Origin of the sequence: Pseudomonas sp. B2021 (assembly GCF_018135665.1) — a bacterium.
GTDB classification, from domain to species: domain Bacteria; phylum Pseudomonadota; class Gammaproteobacteria; order Pseudomonadales; family Pseudomonadaceae; genus Aquipseudomonas; species Aquipseudomonas lactis.
Genome location: NZ_SMOF01000001.1, coordinates 5,528,965 through 5,550,219, shown reverse-complemented (window position 1 = coordinate 5,550,219; position 21,255 = coordinate 5,528,965). Strand labels below are relative to the sequence as shown.

Below are 21,255 nucleotides of genomic sequence, written 5' to 3'. Positions count from 1 at the left end.
GCCTCCATTAGCGGCACAGGATAACGCCTGAGCCTGGCCAATGGAGGCTTTGCTGTTTCAGAGGTGAACGACGGCCATGTCCAGGCGGCCGTAGTCGTTGTCGTTATGATCGCTGCGGGGTGGCACATGGTGGGTTTTCATCACCTGGTCGCCCTGCAGGGTTTCCAGATGAATATCAAAACCCCAGAGCCGATGCAGGTGCTTGAGCACTTCCTCAGTGGATTCGCCCAAGGGTTTGCGGTCGTGCTGCTGGTGACGCAAGGTCAGCGAACGGTCTCCACGCACGTCGATGCTGTAGATCTGCACGTTAGGCTCGCGGTTACCCAGGTTGTATTGCGCGGCCAGGGTTTCGCGAATGATGCGGTAGCCGGGTTCGTCGTGGATGGCAGGCACCACCAGGTCATCCTTGAGGTCGTCGTCCAGGATGCTGAACAGCTTGAGGTCGCGAATCACCTGGGGCGACAGGTACTGCAGGATAAAACTCTCATCCTTGAAGCTGCTCATGGCGAACTTGATGGTCGATAGCCAGTCGCTGCCGGCGATTTCCGGGAACCAGCGGCGGTCTTCCTCTGTGGGGTGCTCGCACATACGGCGAATATCGCGGTACATGGCAAAACCCAGCGCATAGGGGTTGATGCCGTTGTAATACGGGCTGTCGAAGCCTGGTTGGAAGACCACGCTGGTGTGGGACGTGAGGAACTCCATCATAAAGCCGTCCGTGACCAGGCCTTCGTCGTACAGGTCGTTCATCAGGGTGTAATGCCAGAAGGTAGCCCAGCCTTCGTTCATCACCTGGGTTTGGCGCTGTGGATAAAAGTATTGCGCGATCTTGCGTACGATGCGCACGATTTCGCGCTGCCAGGGTTCCAGCAGCGGGGCATGCTTTTCCAGGAAATACAGGATGTTTTCCTGCGGTTCGGCGGGGAAGCGTGCATTGTCTTTGTCGCTGTTCTTGTCGGCGCGCTTGGGGATGGTGCGCCACAGGTCGTTGATCTGTTTCTGCAAGTGCTCCTCGCGTTCCTTCTGGCGCAGGCGCTCCTCTTCGGCGGAAATAGGATAGGGGCGCTTATAGCGATCGACCCCGTAATTCATCAGCGCATGGCAGGAGTCCAACAGGTCTTCCACCGCATCGATACCGTGGCGCTCCTCGCACTGCATGATGTATTGCTTGGCGAACACCAGGTAATCAATGATCGAACTGGCATCGGTCCAGGTGCGAAACAAGTAGTTGCCCTTGAAGAAACTGTTATGCCCATAGCAGGCATGGGCCACTACCAGCGCCTGCATGCAGATGGTGTTTTCTTCCATCAGGTACGCGATGCACGGGTCGGAGTTGATCACGATCTCGTAGGCCAGGCCCATCTGGCCGCGTGTGTAGGACTTCTCGGTACTGAGGAAGTGTTTCCCGTAGGACCAATGGTGATAGCCCAGCGGCATGCCCACCGAGGCATAGGCATCCATCATCTGTTCAGCGGTGATGACTTCTATCTGGTTGGGGTAGGTGTCCAGGGCATAACCCGCCGCGATACGGCTGATTTCCCGGTCATAGGCCTGGATCAGTTCGAAGGTCCACTCGGAGCCAGTGGAAATGGGTTGGCGCTTGTTCTCTTTTTTGGCGGTCATGTCACTAACCTGCGCTGGAAGAGTTCACGGAAGACCGGGTAGATATCGCCGGCCGAGACCAGTTGCTGCTGGGCGAACGTGTCGGCAAAGGCTTCGCCGATGCGCTCGTATTCGAACCACAGGGCCTGGTGCTCACGGGGGGTGATTTCGACGTAAGTGTAGTACTGCACGAACGGCATGATCTGGTTGATCAAAATGTCCCGGCAGATCGGCGAGTCGTCGTTCCAGTTATCGCCGTCGGAAGCTTGGGCGGCGTAGATGTTCCACTCGTTGGCGGGGTAGCGCTCAGCCATGATCTCCTGCATCAGCTTCAGTGCACTGGAAACGATGGTGCCGCCGGTTTCCCGCGAGTAGAAAAACTCCTCTTCGTCCACTTCTCGGGCGCTGGTGTGATGGCGGATGAATACTACGTCGATCTTGTCGTAGTTCCGTTTCAGGAACAGGTACAGCAGGATAAAGAAACGCTTGGCGATGTCCTTGGTGGCCTGGGTCATGGAGCCGGAAACGTCCATCAGGCAGAACATCACCGCCTTGGAGCTGGGGTTGGGTTGCTTGACCAGCAGGTTGTACTTCAAGTCAAAGGTATCGAGGAACGGCACGCGGTGAATGCGCGCGCTGAGTTTTTCGATTTCTGCCTCGATTTCCTGGATATCGCCGAAGTTGTCCGGTTCTTCACGCTTCAAACGTGCCAACTCTTCCTTGGCCTGCTTGAGTTTGGCGCGGCTGCTGCCCGACAGGGCGATGCGCCGTGCATGGGCTGAGCGCAGGGTACGGATGATGTTGATGCGCGAAGGGTTGCCCTCGTTGCTGATCCCTGCGCGTACGGTCTTGAAGGTGTCGGTGCCGGTGAGGTTGCGCTTGACCAGGTTGGGCAGTTCCAGGTCTTCGAACATGAATTCGAGGAATTCTTCCTGGGTGATCTGGAAGACGAATTCGTCCATGCCTTCGCCAGAGTTGCCGGCTTTGCCCGGGCCTTTGCCACCGCCACCGCCTTGTGGGCGCTGGATATGTTCGCCGGTGGTAAATTCCTTGTTTCCGGGGTGCACGACGGTCTGTTTGCCGCCGCGACCATGGTGAAGCACCGGTTCGTCGATGTCCCGGCCGGGAATACTGATTTGTTCGCCATGCTCCATGTCGGTGATGGAACGGCGGCTGACGGCCTCTTCTACCGCCTTTTTGATGTGGTCACGGTAACGCCGCAGGAAACGCTGGCGGTTTACCGTGCTTTTGTTCTTGCCATTGAGGCGTCGGTCGATCACATAGCTCATGGGGAGCCCTCCGGGCAGCTTCACGTTACAAGCTTCAAGCCGCGAGCTGGAAGCTTAGAGACAAGCGGTCAACTGCCAGGCCGGATGCCTGGCAGTGTGCGCTTGCCGCTGCCTTACTGTGATTTGCGAACCCGCAGGTACCACTCGGAGAGCAGCCGTACCTGTTTGTCGGTGTAGCCTCGCTCGACCATGCGTGTGACGAAGTCGTTGTGTTTTTGTTGATCCTCCTTGCTGGCCTTGGCGTTGAAGCTGATGACGGGCAGCAGGTCCTCGGTGTTGGAGAACATTTTCTTCTCGATGACCACCCGCAGCTTCTCGTAGCTGAGCCAGGTGGGGTTCTTGCCGTTGTTGTTGGCACGGGCCCGCAGTACGAAGTTGACGATTTCGTTGCGGAAATCCTTCGGATTGCTGATGCCAGCGGGTTTCTCGATCTTTTCCAATTCTTCGTTGAGGGCAACTCGGTTGAGGATTTCGCCGGTTTCCGGGTCGCGGTATTCCTGGTCCTGAATCCAGAAATCGGCGTACAGCACGTAGCGGTCGAAGATGTTCTGGCCGTACTCGCTGTAAGACTCCAGGTAAGCGGTCTGGATTTCCTTGCCGATAAACTCGATGTAGCGCGGCGCCAGGTATTCCTTGAGAAAGCGCAGGTAGCGCTCACGGGTTTCGGCCTGGAACTGCTCCTGTTCAATCTGCTGTTCCAGCACATAGAGCAAGTGCACCGGGTTGGCGGCAATTTCGTGGGGGTCGAAGTTGAAGACCTTGGACAGGATCTTGAACGCAAAGCGGGTCGACAGGCCATTCATGCCCTCGTCCACACCGGCTGTGTCACGGTACTCCTGGATCGACTTGGCCTTGGGGTCGGTGTCCTTGAGGTTTTCGCCGTCGTAGACGCGCATCTTCGAATAGATGTTCGAGTTTTCCGGCTCCTTGAGGCGCGACAGCACGGTGAACTGGGCAAGCATCTTCAGGGTGTCGGGCGCGCAATGGGCCTTGGCCAGGGAGCTGTTGAACAGCAGTTTGTCGTAAATCTTGATTTCGTCGCTGACCCGCAAGCAGTACGGCACCTTGACGATATAGATACGGTCGATGAAGGCTTCGTTGTTCTTGTTGTTACGGAAGGTATGCCATTCCGATTCGTTGGAGTGGGCTAGCAGGATCCCGGTAAATGGAATCGCCCCCAGGCCTTCGGTACTGTTGTAGTTACCTTCCTGGGTAGCGGTGAGCAGTGGGTGCAGCACCTTGATCGGTGCCTTGAACATCTCCACGAACTCCATCAGGCCCTGGTTGGCCCGGCACAGTGCGCCCGAGTAACTGTAGGCATCGGCATCGTTTTGTGGGAATTCTTCCAGTTTGCGGATATCGACCTTGCCCACCAGCGCTGAAATGTCCTGGTTGTTTTCATCGCCCGGTTCGGTCTTGGCTACGCCGATCTGGTTGAGGATCGACGGGTAGAGTTTCACCACGCGGAACTGGCTGATATCACCACCGAACTCGGCCAGGCGCTTGGTGGCCCAGGGCGACATGATGGTGTTGAGGTAGCGCCGCGGTATGCCAAAGTCTTCCTCCAGGATCGCGCCATCTTCCGTGGCGTTGAACAGGCCCAGGGGCGACTCGAAGACGGGCGAGCCCTTGATCGCATAGAAGGGCACCTTCTCGATCAATTGCTTGAGCTTTTCCGCCAGGGACGACTTGCCGCCGCCGACCGGGCCGAGCAGATAGAGGATCTGCTTCTTCTCTTCCAGGCCTTGGGCGGCATGGCGGAAGTAGGAAACGATCTGGTCGATGCATTCTTCCATCCCATGGAAGTCTTCAAAGGCCGGATAGCGGCGGATCACCTTGTTGGAAAATATCCGCGACAGGCGCGAATTATTGGCGGTTTCCACCAGTTCTGGCTCGCCAATCGCCAGTAGCAGGCGTTCGGCGGCAGAAGCGTAGGTGCTGCGGTCCTGTTTGCACAGCTCGAGATACTCCTGAAGCGTGAGTTCTTCCTGCTGTGTGGACGCGAAGCGTTGTTGGAAGTGGCTAAAAATACTCATGACGTCGTCACCTCGCTCGATACGTGGAGCCGACGCCGGATCAATCAGTCGATGCTGGCAGCCATTGACGCACGCCAATGGCTGTTTTCCCCCCAGAACACCCTGAAACGCTACCGATGACCCGTACGCCGGTGTACCGGCTCTCCCCTGATTCGGATGGCCTGCGCTTAAGGATAGTTCGGAATCCGGGAGGTCAAGGCGCGATGCGTAATTAGTTTGGCTGCGCCGTTCGTCAGAAACGGCGCAAGCCCAAGCGTCACGCGGGGTAGCGGGGTGTGAAAAAAATTATTGCGAATCGCCTGAAGAAATTTCCGCGGGAAAGGTCGCACGCCACAGCTCAAACCCGCCGTCCAGGCTATAGACGTCGCAGAAACCCTGGCTGACCAGATACGCGGCAGCGCTCTGGCTGGAATTACCGTGGTAGCAGGCCACGATCAGCGGGGCATCGAGGTCGGCTGCGCGGATGAAGTCGGCGATGTTGACGTTGTCCAAGTGCTGGGCGCCGGTGATGTGAGCGGCGGCATAAGTAGGCTGGTCGCGGATGTCGACGACTACAGCACCTTGCTCGCGCAGGGCCTGGGCTTGTTCGGGGGGGATACGTTTGAATTCGGTCATGGCGGGCTCCTATGGCTTGGTGGCGGCCGGCTGGGTAATGGAAAGGGGGGATTGGCACTGGCAGTCGAGGCGCTCGCCCGTGTCGATGTTCATCAGGGTCATGGCGCCACCCCACACGCAACCGGTGTCGAGGGCGAACACGCCGGGTTCATCGCACTTGCCTTCCAGCGCGGCCCAGTGGCCAAAGATGATCTTTGTGTCACGGGTCTTGCGTTCCTTGTGGGCGAACCAGGGCTTGTAGCCGGGGAGGGCGGTGTCGGCGCCTTCCTTGCTCTTGAGGTCCAGTTTGCCTTCGGCCGTACAGAAGCGCATCCGCGTGAAGTAGTTGGTGATGACTCGCAGGCGGGCCACGCCCGTGAGGTCGTTGTCCCACTTCACCGGATCGTTGCCGTACATGCCGTCGAGGTAAGCGGTGTACAGGTTGTCATCGGCCAACGCACTTTCAACTTCGGCGGCGCACTTGAGGGCTTTTTTCAGCGTCCACTGCGGCGGGATACCGGCATGCACCAAGGCCATGTTGCGGTCCTCGTCATAGTGCATGAGTTTTTGCCGGCGCAGCCAGTCGAGCAGTTGAGCGCGGTCCGGGGCGTCGAGGATTTCCCGCAGGGTGTCGCCTTTTTTGAGGCGCTCGATGTTGTTGCCGGCCGCAAGCAAGTGCAGGTCATGGTTGCCCAGCACGCATACCAAAGAATCACGCAGGCTATAGAGGTAGCGCAGGGTTTCCAGGGACTGTGGGCCGCGGTTGACCAGGTCGCCCACCAACCACAAGCGATCATTTGCCGGGTCGAAGGCTGCGCGCTCCAGCAGGCGCTTGAGAGGGTCCAGGCAGCCTTGCAGATCGCCGACCGCGTACGTCGCCATCAGTGCAGGGCTCCGGGCACGGCCAGGCGGAAGGGCTTGATGATTGCATCGAACAGTTGGCCGTCGGTGGCCTTCATCTGATACGAGCCTTGCATGGTGCCGACCTTGGAGGTCATCACCGTGCCGCTGCTATAAGTGTGGCTGGCGCCGCTGTCGATCAACGGCTGCTGGCCGACAACGCCTGCCCCGCGCACTTCCTCGACCTGGCCGTCGCCATCGGTGATGACCCAGTGGCGCGACAGCAGCTTGGCCGGCACCAGCCCGTTGTTCTTCACTGTAATGGTGTAGGCAAAGGCGAAGCGGTTATGTTCGGGTTGCGATTGGTCCGCCAGGAAGCGGGTGACGACGCTGACGTCGATCTGATAACGAGGATCGGACATGCAAGAGGCCTTAAAAGCGAAGGACAGCAGATGCGGGTCAGTCTAGGCCAAGAGGAGGGCACTAGGCCAGACATGCTGTCTGGGCTCTTGAAACGCGGTTAAACCTGTGGGAGCGGGGTTGCTCGCGAATGCGGTGTATCAGTTGACGAAAATGTTGACTGACACACCGCATTCGCGAGCAAGCCCGCTCCCAGATTGGAGGGTGTTGAACCTTATTCCGCTGTTGGCGCTGGCTGGATGGCAAGCTGGTCAGCTAGGCGCACGAACGCGGCCAGGTCCAGTTGCTCGGGGCGCAGGCCGCCGTCGACGCCGGCGGCTTCGATCTCGGCATTGCTCAGCAGGGCCTTGAGGGTGTTACGCAAGGTCTTGCGGCGCTGGTTGAAGGCTTCACGCACAACGCGCTCCAGCAGTTTGTGATCCTTGGCCGGGTGCGGCAGCACGGCATGCGGCACCAGGCGCACGATGGCCGAATCAACCTTCGGCGGCGGGTTGAACGCGCCCGGGCCGACGTTGAACAGGTGCTCTACGCGGCAGTGATACTGGACCATGATCGACAAGCGGCCCCAGTCACCACCGCCAGGGCCCGCGGCCAGGCGCTCCACCACTTCCTTTTGCAGCATGAAGTGCATGTCGCGAATGATCCCTGCGTTATTCAGCAGATGGAAAATCAGCGGCGTGGAAATGTTGTAGGGCAGGTTGCCGACTACCCGCAGGCTGTTAGGCGCGGCGTTAAGGCTATTGAAGTCGAACTTCAGCGCGTCGCCCTGGTGCAGGTTGAAGTTGGCTTTGCCAGCGAACTGCTGGTTGAGGATCGGGATCAAGTCCTTGTCCAGTTCCACCACGTCCAGTTGCCCACCGCTGGCCAGCAAGCCTTGGGTCAGCGCGCCCTGGCCCGGACCGATTTCCAGCAGGCGGTCTTCAGGCTTGGCATGAATGGAGCGCAGGATGCGATCGATCACGCCAGCGTCGTGCAGGAAGTTTTGCCCGAAGCGCTTGCGCGCCCGGTGTTGGTAATGCTCAGTCATATACGGGTCTCGGCCATCTGATAGGCGGTTTCCAGGGCCACGTGCAGGCTGCCGGTATCGATCTTGCCGCTGCCTGCGAGGTCCAGGGCGGTGCCATGGTCGACGGAGGTGCGGATGATCGGCAGGCCCAGTGTCACGTTGACTGCGGCGCCGAAGCCTTTGTATTTCAGCACGGGCAGCCCCTGGTCGTGGTACATCGCCAGCACTGCATCGCAGTGCTCCAGATATTTGGGGGTGAACAGAGTGTCTGCAGGCAATGGGCCGCGTAGGTCCATGCCTTCTTGGCGCAGGCGCTCTAATGTCGGTTCAATGATGTCGATTTCTTCATGGCCCAAGTGGCCGCCTTCACCGGCGTGGGGGTTGAGCCCACAGACCAGGATACGCGGTTGGGCAATGCCGAATTTGTGTTGCAGGTCGCTGTGCAGGATGCGCGTGACACGCTCCACACGTTCGGCAGTGATGGCGTCGGCAATTTCACGCAGCGGCAAGTGGGTGGTCACCAGGGCCACGCGCAGGCCACGGGTGGCGAGCATCATCACCACTTGAGCGGTATGGGTCAGTTCGGCGAGGAATTCGGTATGGCCGGAAAAGGCGATGCCGGATTCGTTGATCACGCCTTTGTGCACCGGTGCGGTGATCATGCCGGCGAAGTCGCCGTCGATGCAGCCTTGGCCCGCACGGGTCAACGTCTCCAGCACAAATGCCGCGTTGGCCGTATTCAACTGCCCGGCAACCACTTTGGCTTGCAGCGGGGTGTCCCACACATACAGGCTGCCGGCGGGGGCCGGCAGGTCGGGCCAGTTGCCTGGCCCCACGTCCAGCAGGTTGACGGTCACACCCAGCTGCGCGGCCCGCTCGAGGAGCAGGTCGCGGCTGGTAATGGCAATCAGGGGGTGTGGCTGGGGTTGCGAGGCGAGCAGCAGGCACAGGTCTGGACCAATGCCGGCCGGCTCGCCGGGTGTCACCGCGAAACACTGGGGTTTCACTGGGTTGCCTGGTCGGTGCCTGTTTGCTCGGCGCCTGGCAGCTTGTTCTCTACATAAGCTTCGTCACGGATCTGACGCAGCCAGGTTTGCAGCTCTTCGTCGTATTTGCGGTTACGCAACACGGTCAGGGCTTGCTGCTCGCGCGCCTGGGTGGTGTTGTCAGTGGCGCGACGGCCAAGGACTTCCAGGACATGCCAACCGTATTGGGTCTTGAACGGCTTGGACAATACACCTTGTGGCGTGTCGGCCATGACCTGCTGGAACTCGGGCACCAGTGCCCTCGGGTCGATCCAGTTCAGGTCGCCGCCGTTAAGGGCAGAGCCTGGGTCTTCCGAGAAGCTTTTAGCCAGGGTGGCGAAGTCTTCACCGCTTTCAATGCGGTCATAGATCTTCTGGGCCAGTTCCTTGGTTTGTGCTTCGGTGCGGATTTCGCTCGGTTTGACCAGGATGTGACGAACATGAACTTCGTCTTTCAACGAGGTTTCGCCGCCGCGACGTTCCAGTAGCTTGAGGATGATGAAACCACCCGGGGTGCGGGCTGGCTGGGTAATGCCGCCGACTTCCATGGCGCTCAATTCGCGATCAAACGGAGGTGGCAATTGAGCCGCTTTACGCCAGCCCATGTCACCGCCTTCGAGGGCGTTATCGCTGCCGGATTGAGCAATGGCCATCTGGGCAAAATCTGCACCCGCTTTCAGGCGCTCGTAGATCGCCTGGGTTTTAGCGGCGGCGGCATTGAGCTGCTCAGAGTTGGCTCCGTCCGGGGTTGGAATCAGGATATTGGCCAAGTGCAACTCTTCGGAAAGCTGCATCTTGCCCAGGTCCGAAGCCAGGAAGTTCTTCACTTCCTGCTCGGACACCTGAACCCGTTCGGCCACACGGCGCTGGCGCACACGGCTGATGATCATTTCGCGCTTGATCTGGTCACGGGCGTCCTCATAGGACAGGCCATCGTGGGCCAGGGCTGCGCGGAACTGATCAATGCTCATGTTGTTGCGTTGAGCAATGGTGCCAACAGCCTGGTTCAGTTCCTCGTCCGAAATACGGATGCCAGAACGTTCGCCAATCTGCAGTTGCAGGTTTTCGACGATCAGGCGTTCCAGTACCTGAGATTCCAGGACGCTAGTCGGTGGCACCCCACCGCCACGTTTGGCGATGGTCTGCTGAACTTCCTTGACCCGCTGGTCCAGCTGGCTCTGCATGATCACGTCGTTGTCGACGATGGCCGCTACTTTATCCAGCTGTTGAACTGCGGCGTGTGCCGAAACAGTACCCAGGAACAGCGCGCCCAGCACTAGCGGGCGCAAACACTCAGAAAGCTTTGTCTTCACGTTCACGATAACCTTCAATGCCTTTGTCGAGGAAGCTCTCTACCTTGGCGCCGGTCAGGCCGCCGAGTCCTTTGAGGACGATCTGGAAGAAGAGCCCGTGGTCACCCTTTTCGTTAAGGGGGGCGATCTGGGTATATTCGTCGTTGGAAACCCAGTAACGGTTGATGACGCGCAGTTTCCAGCAGCAGTTGTCGTACTCGAAGCCACCAAAGGCTTCCAGGGTACGGTTGCGGGCATAGTCATACTGCCAGCGAGTGATCAGGTTCCACTGCGGAATGATCGGCCACATCATCGAGAAGTCGTGTTGTTGGATTTTGTAGTAATCCTTCACGTAGTTCTCTTGACCTGGTGTGCCGTAGTCCCCACCGAACTGCCATTTGCCGGTCAGCTGGTTGTAGACCACTTGGTCGTTGCGGTAGCGATAGCCAAGGTTGACGACCTTGTTAGGGTTGTCTTCAGGCTGGTAGTGGAACATCGCGCTGCCGGAACGTGGGGCGTGGCTTTCGGTGTCCCAGTTGTAGTCAGCTGTGGCGCGCCAGTCGCGGTTGAAGCGGAATTCATATTCAAGCGCGATTGGCGAGACGTCTGTACGAGCATCATCTCGGTCGGCGGCCAGAATTCCTGGCAGTTGAACCTCGCGATCCTTGAAGAACAGCGCTTGGCCGACGGAAACGCGTTGGCGTTCGAAACCATTCTCTTCAATCCACCGGCTGGTTACTCCGAGAGAAAGCTTGTTCTCGTCGCCGATCCGGTCTGTGCCACTAAAGCGGTTGTCACGGAATAGAGAAGCGTAGCTGAACGAGTACTCGCTTGTGTCGAATACCGGAATATCGCCCTGGTCTTTATTCGGCACATAGAGGTAGTACGCGCGGGGCTCAAGAGTCTGGTTATAGTCTTTGCCGAACCAATTGGTCTTCCGGTCGAAGTACAGGCCGCTGTCGATGCTGGCAATTGGAATTGCCCGATCCTGAGAGCTATTAAACGTGCCGCCTGCATACTTGCTGCCACTGGCCACAGCCGCTGCTTGTGCCGCGACGATATCGTTCTTGCCTTTACTGTCAAGATCAAGGTCGTACTTGGTGTAAACGTATTTCAGTTTTGGCGTTATGAAACCATAGGTCCAGTTCATCGGATATTCGACGCTCGGCGCCACGTTAAGGCGAGTGCCGTTTGCGCGGGTTAGGCCGTTTACGTATTCATCCAGGCGCAGATCGCCGCCGGGTGGGCCGCCATCTTCACCAAAAACTCTGCCGCTTCTGAGATCGCGATCAAACCTTACAGCTTCTGTTTCATACGCGAAATTCAGCCCGCCCGGATGATACGGCAGCTGACCATTGAAGGTAATCTGCGGTAGTCGATCATACGGAGTGATCTGGGAAATCGTCGCCAACTGGTACGACTGCAAGTTCAGACGAGCCTGATAGCTATCGCCACGGTAACTCACAGAACCCTGCTGGTTCAGGAAGTCCTGGCTTTCAACACCTTCCTGGTACGACTTCAAATCCTGGAAGTAGAACGGATCGCTGATCTTGGTGTAATCGACCTGGGTCGTCAGACGCGAATCCAACCCGCCCTTATGCTGCCAATTGAGCATATAGCGGGTTTTTTCGTAATCGGTCTGCTTCTTCCGCTCGTCATTGTCGTCGTTGAGGTACGCCCCACCAAACTGCCCTTCACTCGACTTGGTCAGATAGCGGAATTCGCCCTCCATCAACATGCCGCGCTTGGTCATGTACTGCGGGTACAACGTGGCATCGTAGTTCGGTGCCAAGTTGAAGTAGTACGGCGTTACCAGCGTAAAGCCAGTTTCCCCACCGGTGCTGAAGCTCGGCGGCAGGAAGCCGGATTGGCGACGGTCGTCGATCGGGAAGTAGATATACGGGGTGTACAGGATCGGGATGTTCTTGACCCGCAACGTCGCGTTGGTCGCCGTACCGAAACCAGTGGCCGGGTTCAACGTGATGTTGTTGCCCTTGAGCTGCCAGGCGTTGCTGTCCGGCTCGCAGGTGGTGTACGTACCGTCCTTGAGACGGATGATCGCGTTCTCTGCACGCTTGGCGTACAGCGCGTTACCGCGGATGCGTGACTTGTGCATCACGTATTCGGCGTTGTCGATCTGGGCGGCGCCGGTGTCGAGCTGGACCTGGGCATGGTCGCCCACGATCAGGGCGCCGTTGTCGCGCAGGCGCACCTTGCCATTTAGTTCGCCACGGTTCTCAGCCTGGTACAGGCTGGCTTCGTCCGCTTCCAGTTGCATGCTGCCTTGGCGCATGACCACGTCACCGGCCAGGGTAGCGACCTGCTGCTCCTGCTCGTAACGCGAGGCCTTGGCGCCGATGAAGGTCGGTGCATCGCTCTTGTTCGTCTTGTCGTTCATGCCAGGACGAGTCGGCTCGATGTAGGCGCCGCCGCAGTAAGGGCCGGTTTCGGCCAACTGTGCTGCGGTCAGCTTGTCGCGAGGTACCCAGTCCAGGTGGCTGTAGTCGGCACTGCGCGAACGCAGGCCACGGCCCTTGGACTCGGTGACCAGCATGGTCTTGGGCTCGGCGTCGACGCTGCCGCCAGCTTTGCCTTGCGGCGTGCTGTTGGCCGAGCTGACGGCAGCGCCGTCATGCACCGGGCGCGGTGGCAATGGGGCGGCGGCCGTCTTCGGCGCGCAATCCCAGGCACCCGAAGCAGAGACTGAGCAGTCATACTGTTCCGCGGCGACCACGAATGAGGTGGCGAAAGGTTGCAAGGCCAGCAGACTGCCGGTTACCAGCAACGGAAATTTTCTACGAAACGCGGGGGATTTCAATGCCATCTTATTAGTCCGGGCTTCCTGCGTGCCATCTGCCCGCGGTTTGGGCCGCACGCCTCTCGATGGTCTGAAAAAGATGCGTGATAATAAAGCATGCCCCGCTTGACGGCTAGCGCCGTCGGAGACCCTTGTAATGCCCGAGCACGATCTACGTTTACAACAGCTGGAAGTCTGGCTGGATGAGCAGTTGCCGATCCTCTTCAACGCTCAGGACTGGGGCCCCGTGCCCCCGGCCACATTGACCGCGGCCAGCAGCGACGCGAGTTTCAGGCGTTACTTCCGATGGGAGGGCGGTGCCCATACGTTCGTCGTCATGGACGCGCCACCCCCCCAGGAAAACTGCAAACCTTTCGTCGATATCGCGCATTTGCTCGCGAAATCGGGAATAAATGTGCCAAAAATTTATGCAGAAGATTTGCCCCGAGGCTTTCTTTTGCTCAATGACCTGGGCACAAAAACCTATCTGGACGTGATTGACGGTGAAAACGCCGACCAATTATTTGCCGATGCCATCGACGCGTTGTTGGCTTTTCAGCAATTGCCGATGGATGCCCCATTGCCCAGCTACGACGTGGCGTTATTGCGTCGCGAGCTGGAATTGTTCCCGGAATGGTACGTGCGCCGTCACCTGGGCATCGACCTCGATGCTGAGCAACAGGCCCTCTGGCAACGCGCCAGCCAGCAGTTGATCGACAGCGCCCTGGCCCAGCCCAAGGTGCTGGTGCACCGCGACTACATGCCGCGCAACCTGATGATCAGTGAGCCGAGCCCTGGCGTGCTGGATTTCCAGGACGCGGTCTACGGCCCGGTGACCTACGACATTACCTGCCTGTTCAAGGACGCCTTCCTCAGTTGGCCCCAGGCCCGCGTGCGCGAATGGCAGCGTGGCTATTGGCAGCGCGCCGGGCAGTTGGGGATTCCCGTGCAGGACGACTTTGAAGAGTTTCTGCGTGCCAGCGACCTGATGGGCGTGCAGCGTCACCTCAAGGTCATCGGCATCTTTTCGCGTATCTGCCACCGCGACGGCAAGCCACGCTACCTGGCCGACGTGCCGCGTTTCTTTGCTTATATAGAAGCGGTGCTGGCCGACCGACCTGAGTTGAGTGACCTGGGCGAGTTACTCGCCAGTCTGCGCGAACCTGCCGAGGCCAGCGTATGAAGGCGATGATCCTGGCGGCGGGGAAGGGCGAACGCATGCGTCCGCTCACCCTGCATACGCCCAAGCCGCTGGTGCAAGCCGGCGGCAAGCGGCTGATCGAGTATCACCTTGAAGCCTTGGCTAAGGCCGGCTTTACCGAGATCGTGATCAACCATGCATGGCTAGGCCAGCAGATTGAAAACTACTTGGGCGACGGCGCCCAGTTTGGTCTGCGCATCCGCTACTCCCCAGAGGGTGAACCGCTGGAAACGGGGGGTGGGATATTCCAGGCGTTGCCGCTGTTGGGCGACGAACCATTTCTGGTGGTCAATGGCGATATCTGGACAGACTACGAGTTCACCCAGCTCAAGCAGCCGATCCGGGGCCTGGCGCACTTGGTGATGGTCGACAACCCTGCACACCACCCGTCGGGCGGGGATTTCTACCTGGATCACGGTGTGCTTCATGATGCCGCGCCCGGTGCCGATAACCTGACCTTCAGTGGCATTTCAGTGCTCGACCCTAAATTGTTCGCGGGTTGCAGCGCCGGTGCCTTCAAGTTGGCCCCGCTGTTGCGCGCGGCCATGGCCAAAGGTTTGGTAACGGGGGAGCACATGGCAGGACGCTGGGTGGATGTGGGGACGCTGGAGCGACTGGCGCAGGTCGAAACCTTGCTGATAGCGGGGCAGTAGGATGTTGTGGCCAGGGACGCTGATCGGCGCCGGGGTTGGCTTTGCCATTGCCAGTATTCCGGGGGCTTTGTTGGGGGCATTGCTGGGGCAGGCGCTGGACCGCCGTTTGCAACTGCACAGCTGGGCGCAGTTACGTGAGCGCCTGGGTGGGCGCCCGGCCTTGCGCAACGATGAACTGTTGTTTGTGCTGCTGGGGCGCTTGGCCAAGAGTAACGGCCGGGTAGTCGATGGGCATATCCAGCAAGCGCGCCAGGAAATGCGTGCACTGGACATGACTGAGCCGGCCCAGCGCCGCGCGATCAGCGCCTTCAACCGTGGCAAGTCCGGCAGCGACCGGGTACGCAGTTACCTGCGGGTGCTCAAGGCGCAGCCCCATGCGGCGGAAGGCGTGCTGCGCGCCTGTTGGCGCATGGCGTGGGCGGACGGTCGAGCGGATGCTGCCGAGCGCGACCTGATCGACCAGTGGGGCAAGTGGTTGGGCTGGACGCCGCAACAGCTACAGGCATTGGCGAGCGATTACGCGCCGGAGCGCAAGCCGGTGGCCAATCGTGGCGGTGCCTATCAGGAGGCGTTGCGTATCCTGGGGGTGACGGCAACCACTGAACCTTCGGTGATCAAGCGCGCCTACCGTCGACTGCTCAGCCGCCACCATCCGGACAAGATCGCCGGCACGGGTGCCAGCCCCGCGCAAGTGCGGGAGGCGACCGAACGAACCCGTGAATTGCATAACGCCTATGCGTTGATTCGCGAGCGGCGGGATTTTCGCTGAGGCCATCGCCATTCAACTCCCTGTGGAAGGGGCAAGCCCTAATACCCTGTAGGAGCGAGCTTGCTCGCGAAAAACTCCCAGGCACCGCGTTTATTCAGGACGCACGCATTATCGTTGACGTTTTTCGCGAGCGAGCTCGCTCCTACAGAAAGCGATGTTGCCCTGTCAGTCTGCGCCGCCCTGCGGGCTCAACCACCCGCGAACCCTGCGGTACAACTGCTCTTGCTGCGCGGCGCTATTACCGGGCAACGCTGTGAGCGACACCTGCTTATAGCCGTCATTCTTCGAGCGCTTGGCCGTCTGAAGTCGTTCCTGAGCGTTTTTGCGATCCTGAGCGCCCTCTTGATAGAACACATCCGCTGTGGGCACCTTCAAGGCCGGCGCCAGTTGTTGCAGGTCCGGTTGGCGAGCCGCAGGCGTCTTGCCGGCTACCATCACCAACCTCTGCACTTGAGAAGGTTGTTTCTCGCTCAGGTAGCGGGCTGCCCACCAGGCGCCGGTGCCATGGCCGAGCAACACCACGCTGCGGGCGCTTTGGGTCTGGGCGAAGGCGACGGCGGCGTCGATACGGTCGAAGATGCGCTTGGCGTCGGTCTTGTCCTGCTCATCCGCCCCCGGCACCACCGCCGGGTCAGTGCCTTCGGCCTCGGCGCTGGCGGCCTGTTCGACCGGCTTGGCAGCGGTGCTGCCTTCCTTGCTGCTGGTATCGACCGCCGCTGTCGGCGGTTCGATGACCCGTGGCGGCAGGGTGTCTACATTGACGTCAGGCAATGACAGGCTGAGGGTGCCCCAGGCGGCGTCAGGCAACTTGCGCCGCAGAGGCGCGATGGCCTGCGGCCAGTCCGCGTTCTCCCCAGCACCTGGTATGAGGATCACCACACCCTCGGCTTCGGCGCTGTTGGCAGGTTTCCACAGCGCCAGGAACGAATCGCTACCCGCCTGCAATTGCTGTTGCTCCTGCTGCGGCACCTGCCGTTCGAGCGCACTGGCTTCTTGCTGGCTACGCTCGGGCAAGGGCTGGCGTTCAGCCGGTTTTTCGACGGCAGGCGAGGGTGCATCCTCGGCCTGAACAGGCAAGACGCTGGTAAACAGGAGTGACAGGCACAGTGCTGGCAGTGCCGAACGGTGAATAAAAAGCATCGTTGATTCCCGGCCAGAAGTGATTCCAGCAGCCTAATGGGTTGGTCGGTATTTGTCAGGGGGATGAGGGGCGGTTCTCGTTACCAACAGGCTATCGGCGGTTTGTTAGCTGCCTTGATGGGCGCGGCGCGACCATTCAACCAATGAATGGCAGACAACACGCCAGGGGCAGCTATTCTTGTGCCAGCCCACCCTTCATAAGAGGCCGCGCACATGAGTACATCCTCATTTAAGATCGCCCACAAACTGCTGACCGGCGCAGGTGCCATCGAACAACTGGCTGCCGAGCTCACGCGCCTGGATGTGGATAACCCGCTGATCGTCACCGACGCCGCGCTGGTCCAGTCCGGCACCGTAGCGCTGGCCTTGGAGCATCTGGGTGATCGAGCCTACGAAATTTTCGACCGCGTGCTGCCCGATCCGGAAATTGCCATCGTCGAAGACTGCATGCGTGCGTACCGCGAAGGCGGGCATGACGGCCTGATCGGTGTGGGCGGCGGCAGTGCTATCGACATCGCCAAGAGCGTGGCGGCCTATGCCGGTTATCACGGCGCGCTGGCGGACCTGTTCGGCGTTGATCAGGTGCCGCGCAAAGGCCCGCCGTTGATCGCCATCCCCACCACGGCGGGCACCGGCTCGGAGGTGACCAATGTGGCGATACTGTCCGACAAGGCGGCACAGCTGAAAAAAGGCATTGTCAGCGATTACCTGCTGCCGGATGTCGCGCTGATCAGCCCGCAAATGACCTTGACCTGCCCACGCGGTGTCACGGCCGCCAGTGGCGTGGACGCCTTGGTGCACGCCATCGAATCCTACCTGTCGCTGAATGCTTCGCCGATTACCGACGCCTTGGCTATCGGTGCGATCAAATTGATTGCCAGCGCGTTGCCCAAGGCCTACGCCAACCCGGCCAACCTGCAAGCCCGTGACGACATGGCCACCGCCAGCTTGATGGCCGGCATGGCCTTTGGCAACGCGGGCGTCGGTGCCGTGCATGCGCTGGCGTACCCGTTGGGTGGGCGCTTCAATATTGCCCATGGCGTCAGTAATGCGCTGTTGCTGCCGTATGTCATGCATTGGAACAAATTGGCCTGCGTGGAGCGCATGCAGGACATTGCCCAGGCCATGGGCGTCAATATCGCCGGTCTGAGTGTGAATGACGCTGCCGACCAGGCTGTAGCGGCGATGACGCGGCTGTGTGCGGCGGTGGAGATCCCGTCCGGCCTGCGCAGTTTCGGCGTGCCCGAGGACGCCATCCCGGCCATGGCCAGTGAAGCCGCAGGTATTGAGCGCTTGATGCGCAACAACCCGCGCAAGCTCAGTGCCGCCGATATCGAAAAAATCTACCGGGCAGCTTACTAACCGTTGAGATAGGTCACGGTGCGCGCAGCAAAGCATGAGGTATACAATGCGCGCCATCGTGATTTAGCTCAAAAAAGGTGCGTCATGCAGCCCTTCGTCATTGCTCCATCGATTCTCTCTGCCGACTTCGCCCGCCTGGGTGAGGAAGTGGACAAGGTGTTGGCCGCTGGTGCCGACTTCGTGCACTTCGATGTCATGGACAACCACTACGTACCCAACCTGACCATCGGCCCGATGGTGTGCGCCGCATTGCGCAAGTACGGCATCACCGCGCCGATTGATGCGCACCTGATGGTCAGCCCCGTGGACCGTATCGTCGGTGACTTCATCGAGGCGGGTGCGACTTACATCACCTTCCACCCGGAAGCCACGTTGCACGTTGACCGCACCTTGCAACTGATCCGCGAAGGCGGCTGCAAGGCAGGCCTGGTATTCAACCCGGCCACGCCGCTTAGCGTGCTTGAGTACGTGATGGACAAGGTCGACATGGTCTTGCTGATGAGCGTCAACCCAGGTTTCGGCGGGCAGAAGTTCATCCCTGGCACCTTGAACAAGCTGCGTGAGGCACGTGCGCTGATCGACGCGTCGGGGCGTGACATCCGCCTGGAGATCGACGGCGGGGTCAACGTCAACAATATCCGTGAGATCGCCGCAGCGGGTGCCGATACTTTCGTGGCCGGCTCGGCGATCTTCAACGCCCCGGACTACCAGACCGTCATCGACAAGATGCGTGCCGAACTGGCGCTGGCGCGTCCATGAGCGGTTTTGAGCAGTTGTTCCCCGGCAAATTGCCACGGCTGGTGATGTTCGATCTGGACGGTACCTTGATCGACTCGGTGCCCGACCTGGCAGCCGCGGTGGACCAGATGCTGCTCAAGCTGGGGCGCAAGCCGGCGGGGATCGAGTCGGTGCGCGAATGGGTTGGCAATGGCGCCCCGATGTTGGTGCGCCGGGCCTTGGCCAACAACATCGATGCCACGGGTGTGGATGAGGTCGAGGCAGAACATGCCTTGGAACTGTTCAATGCCGCTTATGAAAGCAGCCACGAGCTGACCGTGGTTTACCCCGGCGTGCGCGACACCCTCAAGTGGTTGAGCAAGCAGGGCGTGGAAATGGCCCTGATCACCAACAAGCCGGAGCGCTTCGTTGCGCCGTTGTTGGACCAGATGAAAATCGGTCGCTACTTCCGCTGGATCATCGGCGGCGATACCTTGCCGCAGAAAAAGCCCGACCCGGCGGCCCTGTTTTTCGTGATGAAAATGGCCAATATCCCGGCGTCTCAATCGCTGTTTGTCGGCGATTCGCGCAGTGATGTGCTGGCGGCGAAAGCGGCGGGCGTGCAGTGCGTGGCCTTGAGTTATGGTTACAACCATGGCCGGCCGATTGCGGAGGAGTCCCCTGCGCTGGTGATTGATGACCTGCGACTGCTAATCCCCGGTTGCTTGGGCGCTGGCGCTGAGATAACGTTGCCCGATATTGATTCGTCCCCTTCTGGAAATTCCATCGTGGTGGTCACTCGCAAACTCTGGATGAAAGTCATCAAGGCCCTGGCCCGCTGGCGTTGGCGCGCCTGACTGATCCTGGCCGCGTGTGCGGCACGTTTGCCTACCTGACTGTTTGACCCTCACACCACGAGGCACCTCATGACCCGCGAAAAATTCCTGCGTTTAGCCGCTGCCGGCTATAACCGTATCCCCATGGCTTGCGAAACCCTGGCCGACTTCGACACGCCGCTGTCGATCTACCTGAAGCTGGCCGACGAGCCCAACTCTTACCTGCTCGAGTCGGTACAGGGCGGGGAGAAGTGGGGCCGTTACTCGATCATTGGCCTGCCATGCCGCACGGTGCTGCGGGTACACGACCATCATGTGAGCATCACTCATGACGGCGTAGAGATCGAAAGCCATGACGTAGAAGACCCGCTGGCGTTTGTCGAAGCCTTCAAGGCGCGCTACAACGTGCCGACCATTGCTGGCCTGCCGCGTTTCAATGGCGGGCTGGTGGGATACTTCGGCTATGACTGCGTGCGCTATGTAGAGAAGCGCCTGGGCAAATGCCCGAACCCGGACCCGCTGGGCGTGCCGGATATTTTGCTGATGGTGTCCGACGCGGTAGTGGTGTTCGACAACCTCGCCGGCAAGATGCATGCGATTGTCCTCGCCGATCCTGCCCAGGCTGATGCCTTCGAACAAGGCCAGGCCAACCTGGAAGCGCTGCTGGAAAAACTCCGCCAGCCGATCACCCCGCGTCGCGGCCTGGACCTCAGCCGCCCCCCGGCGGCCGACCCGGTGTTCCGCTCAAGCTTTACCCAGGATGACTACGAGCGCGCCGTCGATACCATCAAGGAATACATCCTCGCCGGTGACTGCATGCAAGTGGTGCCGTCGCAACGCATGTCCATCGACTTCAAGGCGGCGCCGATTGACCTGTACCGCGCACTGCGTTGCTTCAACCCGACGCCGTATATGTACTTCTTCAATTTTGGCGACTTCCACGTCGTGGGCAGTTCGCCGGAAGTGCTGGTGCGGGTTGAAGACAACCTGATCACCGTGCGCCCGATTGCCGGCACGCGCCCCCGTGGCGCGACTGAAGAGGCCGACGTGGCGCTGGAAGAAGACCTGCTCAGCGACGAAAAGGAAATCGCCGAACACCTGATGTTGATCGACCTGGGGCGCAACGACACCGGGCGTGTCTCGGAAATCGGCTCGGTGAAACTGACTGAGAAGATGGTCATCGAGCGGTATTCCAATGTGATGCATATCGTGTCCAACGTCACCGGCGAACTGAAAGCCGGGCTGACGGCGATGGACGCCCTGCGGGCGATTTTGCCGGCGGGCACCTTGTCGGGGGCGCCGAAGATCCGTGCGATGGAAATCATCGACGAGCTGGAGCCGGTCAAGCGTGGTGTCTATGGTGGCGCCGTCGGGTATTTCGCCTGGAACGGCAATATGGACACCGCCATTGCGATCCGCACGGCGGTGATCAAGGATGGCGAACTGCATGTGCAGGCCGGTGGCGGGATTGTGGCGGACTCGGTGCCGGCCCTTGAATGGGAAGAAACCCTGAACAAGCGCCGGGCGATGTTCCGTGCCGTGGCGTTGGCAGAGCAAACCCCACAAGACTAAAGCTGGAATAAAAAATGTGGGAGCGGGCTTGCCCGCGATGGCGGTGTGTCACTTGAGCTATTCAGTGACTGATCCACCGCTATCGCAGGCAAGCCAGCTCCCAC

Annotated in this window: 18 protein-coding genes; 7 read left to right on the top strand and 11 right to left on the bottom strand. The window is 59.9% G+C overall.

Translation table 11 applies throughout. The features are described from left to right. Window positions 1–57: 57 nt before the first annotated feature. The 10 genes from E1K68_RS25120 to E1K68_RS25075 form a co-directional block, all read right to left on the bottom strand. Window positions 58–1,623, bottom strand: coding sequence for a SpoVR family protein (locus E1K68_RS25120; protein WP_003194736.1), 1,566 nt, complete (start codon window positions 1,621–1,623; stop codon window positions 58–60). Further along, window positions 1,620–2,891, bottom strand: coding sequence for a YeaH/YhbH family protein (locus E1K68_RS25115; RefSeq protein WP_003194735.1), 1,272 nt, complete (start codon window positions 2,889–2,891; stop codon window positions 1,620–1,622). The genes E1K68_RS25120 and E1K68_RS25115 overlap by 4 nt, the downstream gene beginning before the upstream one ends. Before the next feature lie 113 nt (window positions 2,892–3,004). Next, window positions 3,005–4,927, bottom strand: a complete 1,923-nt coding sequence (locus E1K68_RS25110; protein WP_003194732.1) for a PrkA family serine protein kinase — start codon at window positions 4,925–4,927, stop codon at window positions 3,005–3,007. 285 nt (window positions 4,928–5,212) lie between these two features. Beyond that, the gene (gene glpE, locus E1K68_RS25105) at window positions 5,213–5,542 is read right to left on the bottom strand and encodes a thiosulfate sulfurtransferase GlpE (protein WP_034133901.1); all 330 of its coding nucleotides are present in this window, start codon (window positions 5,540–5,542) and stop codon (window positions 5,213–5,215) included. A 9-nt stretch (window positions 5,543–5,551) separates the two neighbouring features. Then, window positions 5,552–6,403, bottom strand: a complete 852-nt coding sequence (locus tag E1K68_RS25100) for a symmetrical bis(5'-nucleosyl)-tetraphosphatase (RefSeq protein ID WP_003194727.1) — start codon at window positions 6,401–6,403, stop codon at window positions 5,552–5,554. Then, window positions 6,403–6,783, bottom strand: a complete 381-nt coding sequence (gene apaG / locus E1K68_RS25095) for a Co2+/Mg2+ efflux protein ApaG (protein WP_003194726.1) — start codon at window positions 6,781–6,783, stop codon at window positions 6,403–6,405. Before apaG ends, E1K68_RS25100 begins: the two co-directional genes overlap by 1 nt. Before the next feature lie 212 nt (window positions 6,784–6,995). After that, window positions 6,996–7,808: a 16S rRNA (adenine(1518)-N(6)/adenine(1519)-N(6))-dimethyltransferase RsmA gene (gene rsmA, locus E1K68_RS25090; protein ID WP_003194724.1), complete on the bottom strand. Its 813-nt coding sequence runs from the start codon at window positions 7,806–7,808 to the stop codon at window positions 6,996–6,998. Further along, window positions 7,805–8,794 carry a 4-hydroxythreonine-4-phosphate dehydrogenase PdxA gene (gene pdxA, locus E1K68_RS25085; protein ID WP_212614780.1) on the bottom strand — a complete coding sequence of 330 codons (990 nt, stop codon included), beginning with the start codon at window positions 8,792–8,794 and terminating at the stop codon, window positions 7,805–7,807. Before pdxA ends, rsmA begins: the two co-directional genes overlap by 4 nt. Continuing rightward, complete coding sequence (locus E1K68_RS25080; RefSeq protein ID WP_136624693.1) at window positions 8,791–10,125, bottom strand: peptidylprolyl isomerase; 1,335 nt, start codon at window positions 10,123–10,125, stop codon at window positions 8,791–8,793. Before E1K68_RS25080 ends, pdxA begins: the two co-directional genes overlap by 4 nt. Further along, window positions 10,106–12,928, bottom strand: coding sequence for an LPS-assembly protein LptD (locus tag E1K68_RS25075; protein WP_212614927.1), 2,823 nt, complete (start codon window positions 12,926–12,928; stop codon window positions 10,106–10,108). Before E1K68_RS25075 ends, E1K68_RS25080 begins: the two co-directional genes overlap by 20 nt. Window positions 12,929–13,058: 130 nt before the next feature. Between E1K68_RS25075 and E1K68_RS25070 the strand changes: the two genes are divergently transcribed. The 3 genes from E1K68_RS25070 to E1K68_RS25060 are packed head-to-tail and all read left to right on the top strand — an operon-like array spanning window position 13,059 to window position 15,524. Continuing rightward, a complete protein-coding gene (locus E1K68_RS25070) occupies window positions 13,059–14,084 on the top strand; it encodes a phosphotransferase (RefSeq protein ID WP_003194714.1) in 1,026 nt (341 codons plus the stop codon). Beyond that, window positions 14,081–14,755 (top strand): N-acetylmuramate alpha-1-phosphate uridylyltransferase MurU, encoded by a 675-nt coding sequence (gene murU / locus E1K68_RS25065; protein WP_212614779.1) that lies wholly within the window; start codon window positions 14,081–14,083, stop codon window positions 14,753–14,755. Before E1K68_RS25070 ends, murU begins: the two co-directional genes overlap by 4 nt. Before the next feature lies 1 nt (window position 14,756). Beyond that, window positions 14,757–15,524 carry a TerB family tellurite resistance protein gene (locus E1K68_RS25060; RefSeq protein ID WP_034133895.1) on the top strand — a complete coding sequence of 256 codons (768 nt, stop codon included), beginning with the start codon at window positions 14,757–14,759 and terminating at the stop codon, window positions 15,522–15,524. Between the two features lie 165 nt (window positions 15,525–15,689). On the opposite strand, the gene E1K68_RS25055 is transcribed toward E1K68_RS25060, so the two are convergent. Next, entirely contained in the window at window positions 15,690–16,664 is a 975-nt protein-coding gene (locus E1K68_RS25055) for an alpha/beta hydrolase family protein (protein WP_003194707.1), read from the bottom strand. Between the two features lie 213 nt (window positions 16,665–16,877). On the opposite strand from E1K68_RS25055, the gene E1K68_RS25050 reads away from it, so the two are divergent. The 4 genes from E1K68_RS25050 to trpE all read left to right on the top strand — a co-directional run bounded on the left by E1K68_RS25050 (window position 16,878) and on the right by trpE (window position 21,151). Then, complete coding sequence (locus tag E1K68_RS25050; protein WP_003194705.1) at window positions 16,878–18,026, top strand: iron-containing alcohol dehydrogenase; 1,149 nt, start codon at window positions 16,878–16,880, stop codon at window positions 18,024–18,026. An 84-nt stretch (window positions 18,027–18,110) separates the two neighbouring features. Continuing rightward, the gene (rpe, locus tag E1K68_RS25045; RefSeq protein WP_094773861.1) at window positions 18,111–18,785 is read left to right on the top strand and encodes a ribulose-phosphate 3-epimerase; all 675 of its coding nucleotides are present in this window, start codon (window positions 18,111–18,113) and stop codon (window positions 18,783–18,785) included. Continuing rightward, window positions 18,782–19,600: a phosphoglycolate phosphatase gene (locus E1K68_RS25040; protein ID WP_003194702.1), complete on the top strand. Its 819-nt coding sequence runs from the start codon at window positions 18,782–18,784 to the stop codon at window positions 19,598–19,600. The genes rpe and E1K68_RS25040 overlap by 4 nt, the downstream gene beginning before the upstream one ends. A gap of 69 nt (window positions 19,601–19,669) precedes the next feature. Next, window positions 19,670–21,151 carry an anthranilate synthase component I gene (trpE, locus tag E1K68_RS25035; RefSeq protein ID WP_034133894.1) on the top strand — a complete coding sequence of 494 codons (1,482 nt, stop codon included), beginning with the start codon at window positions 19,670–19,672 and terminating at the stop codon, window positions 21,149–21,151. The last annotated feature ends 104 nt before the right edge of the window (window positions 21,152–21,255 follow it).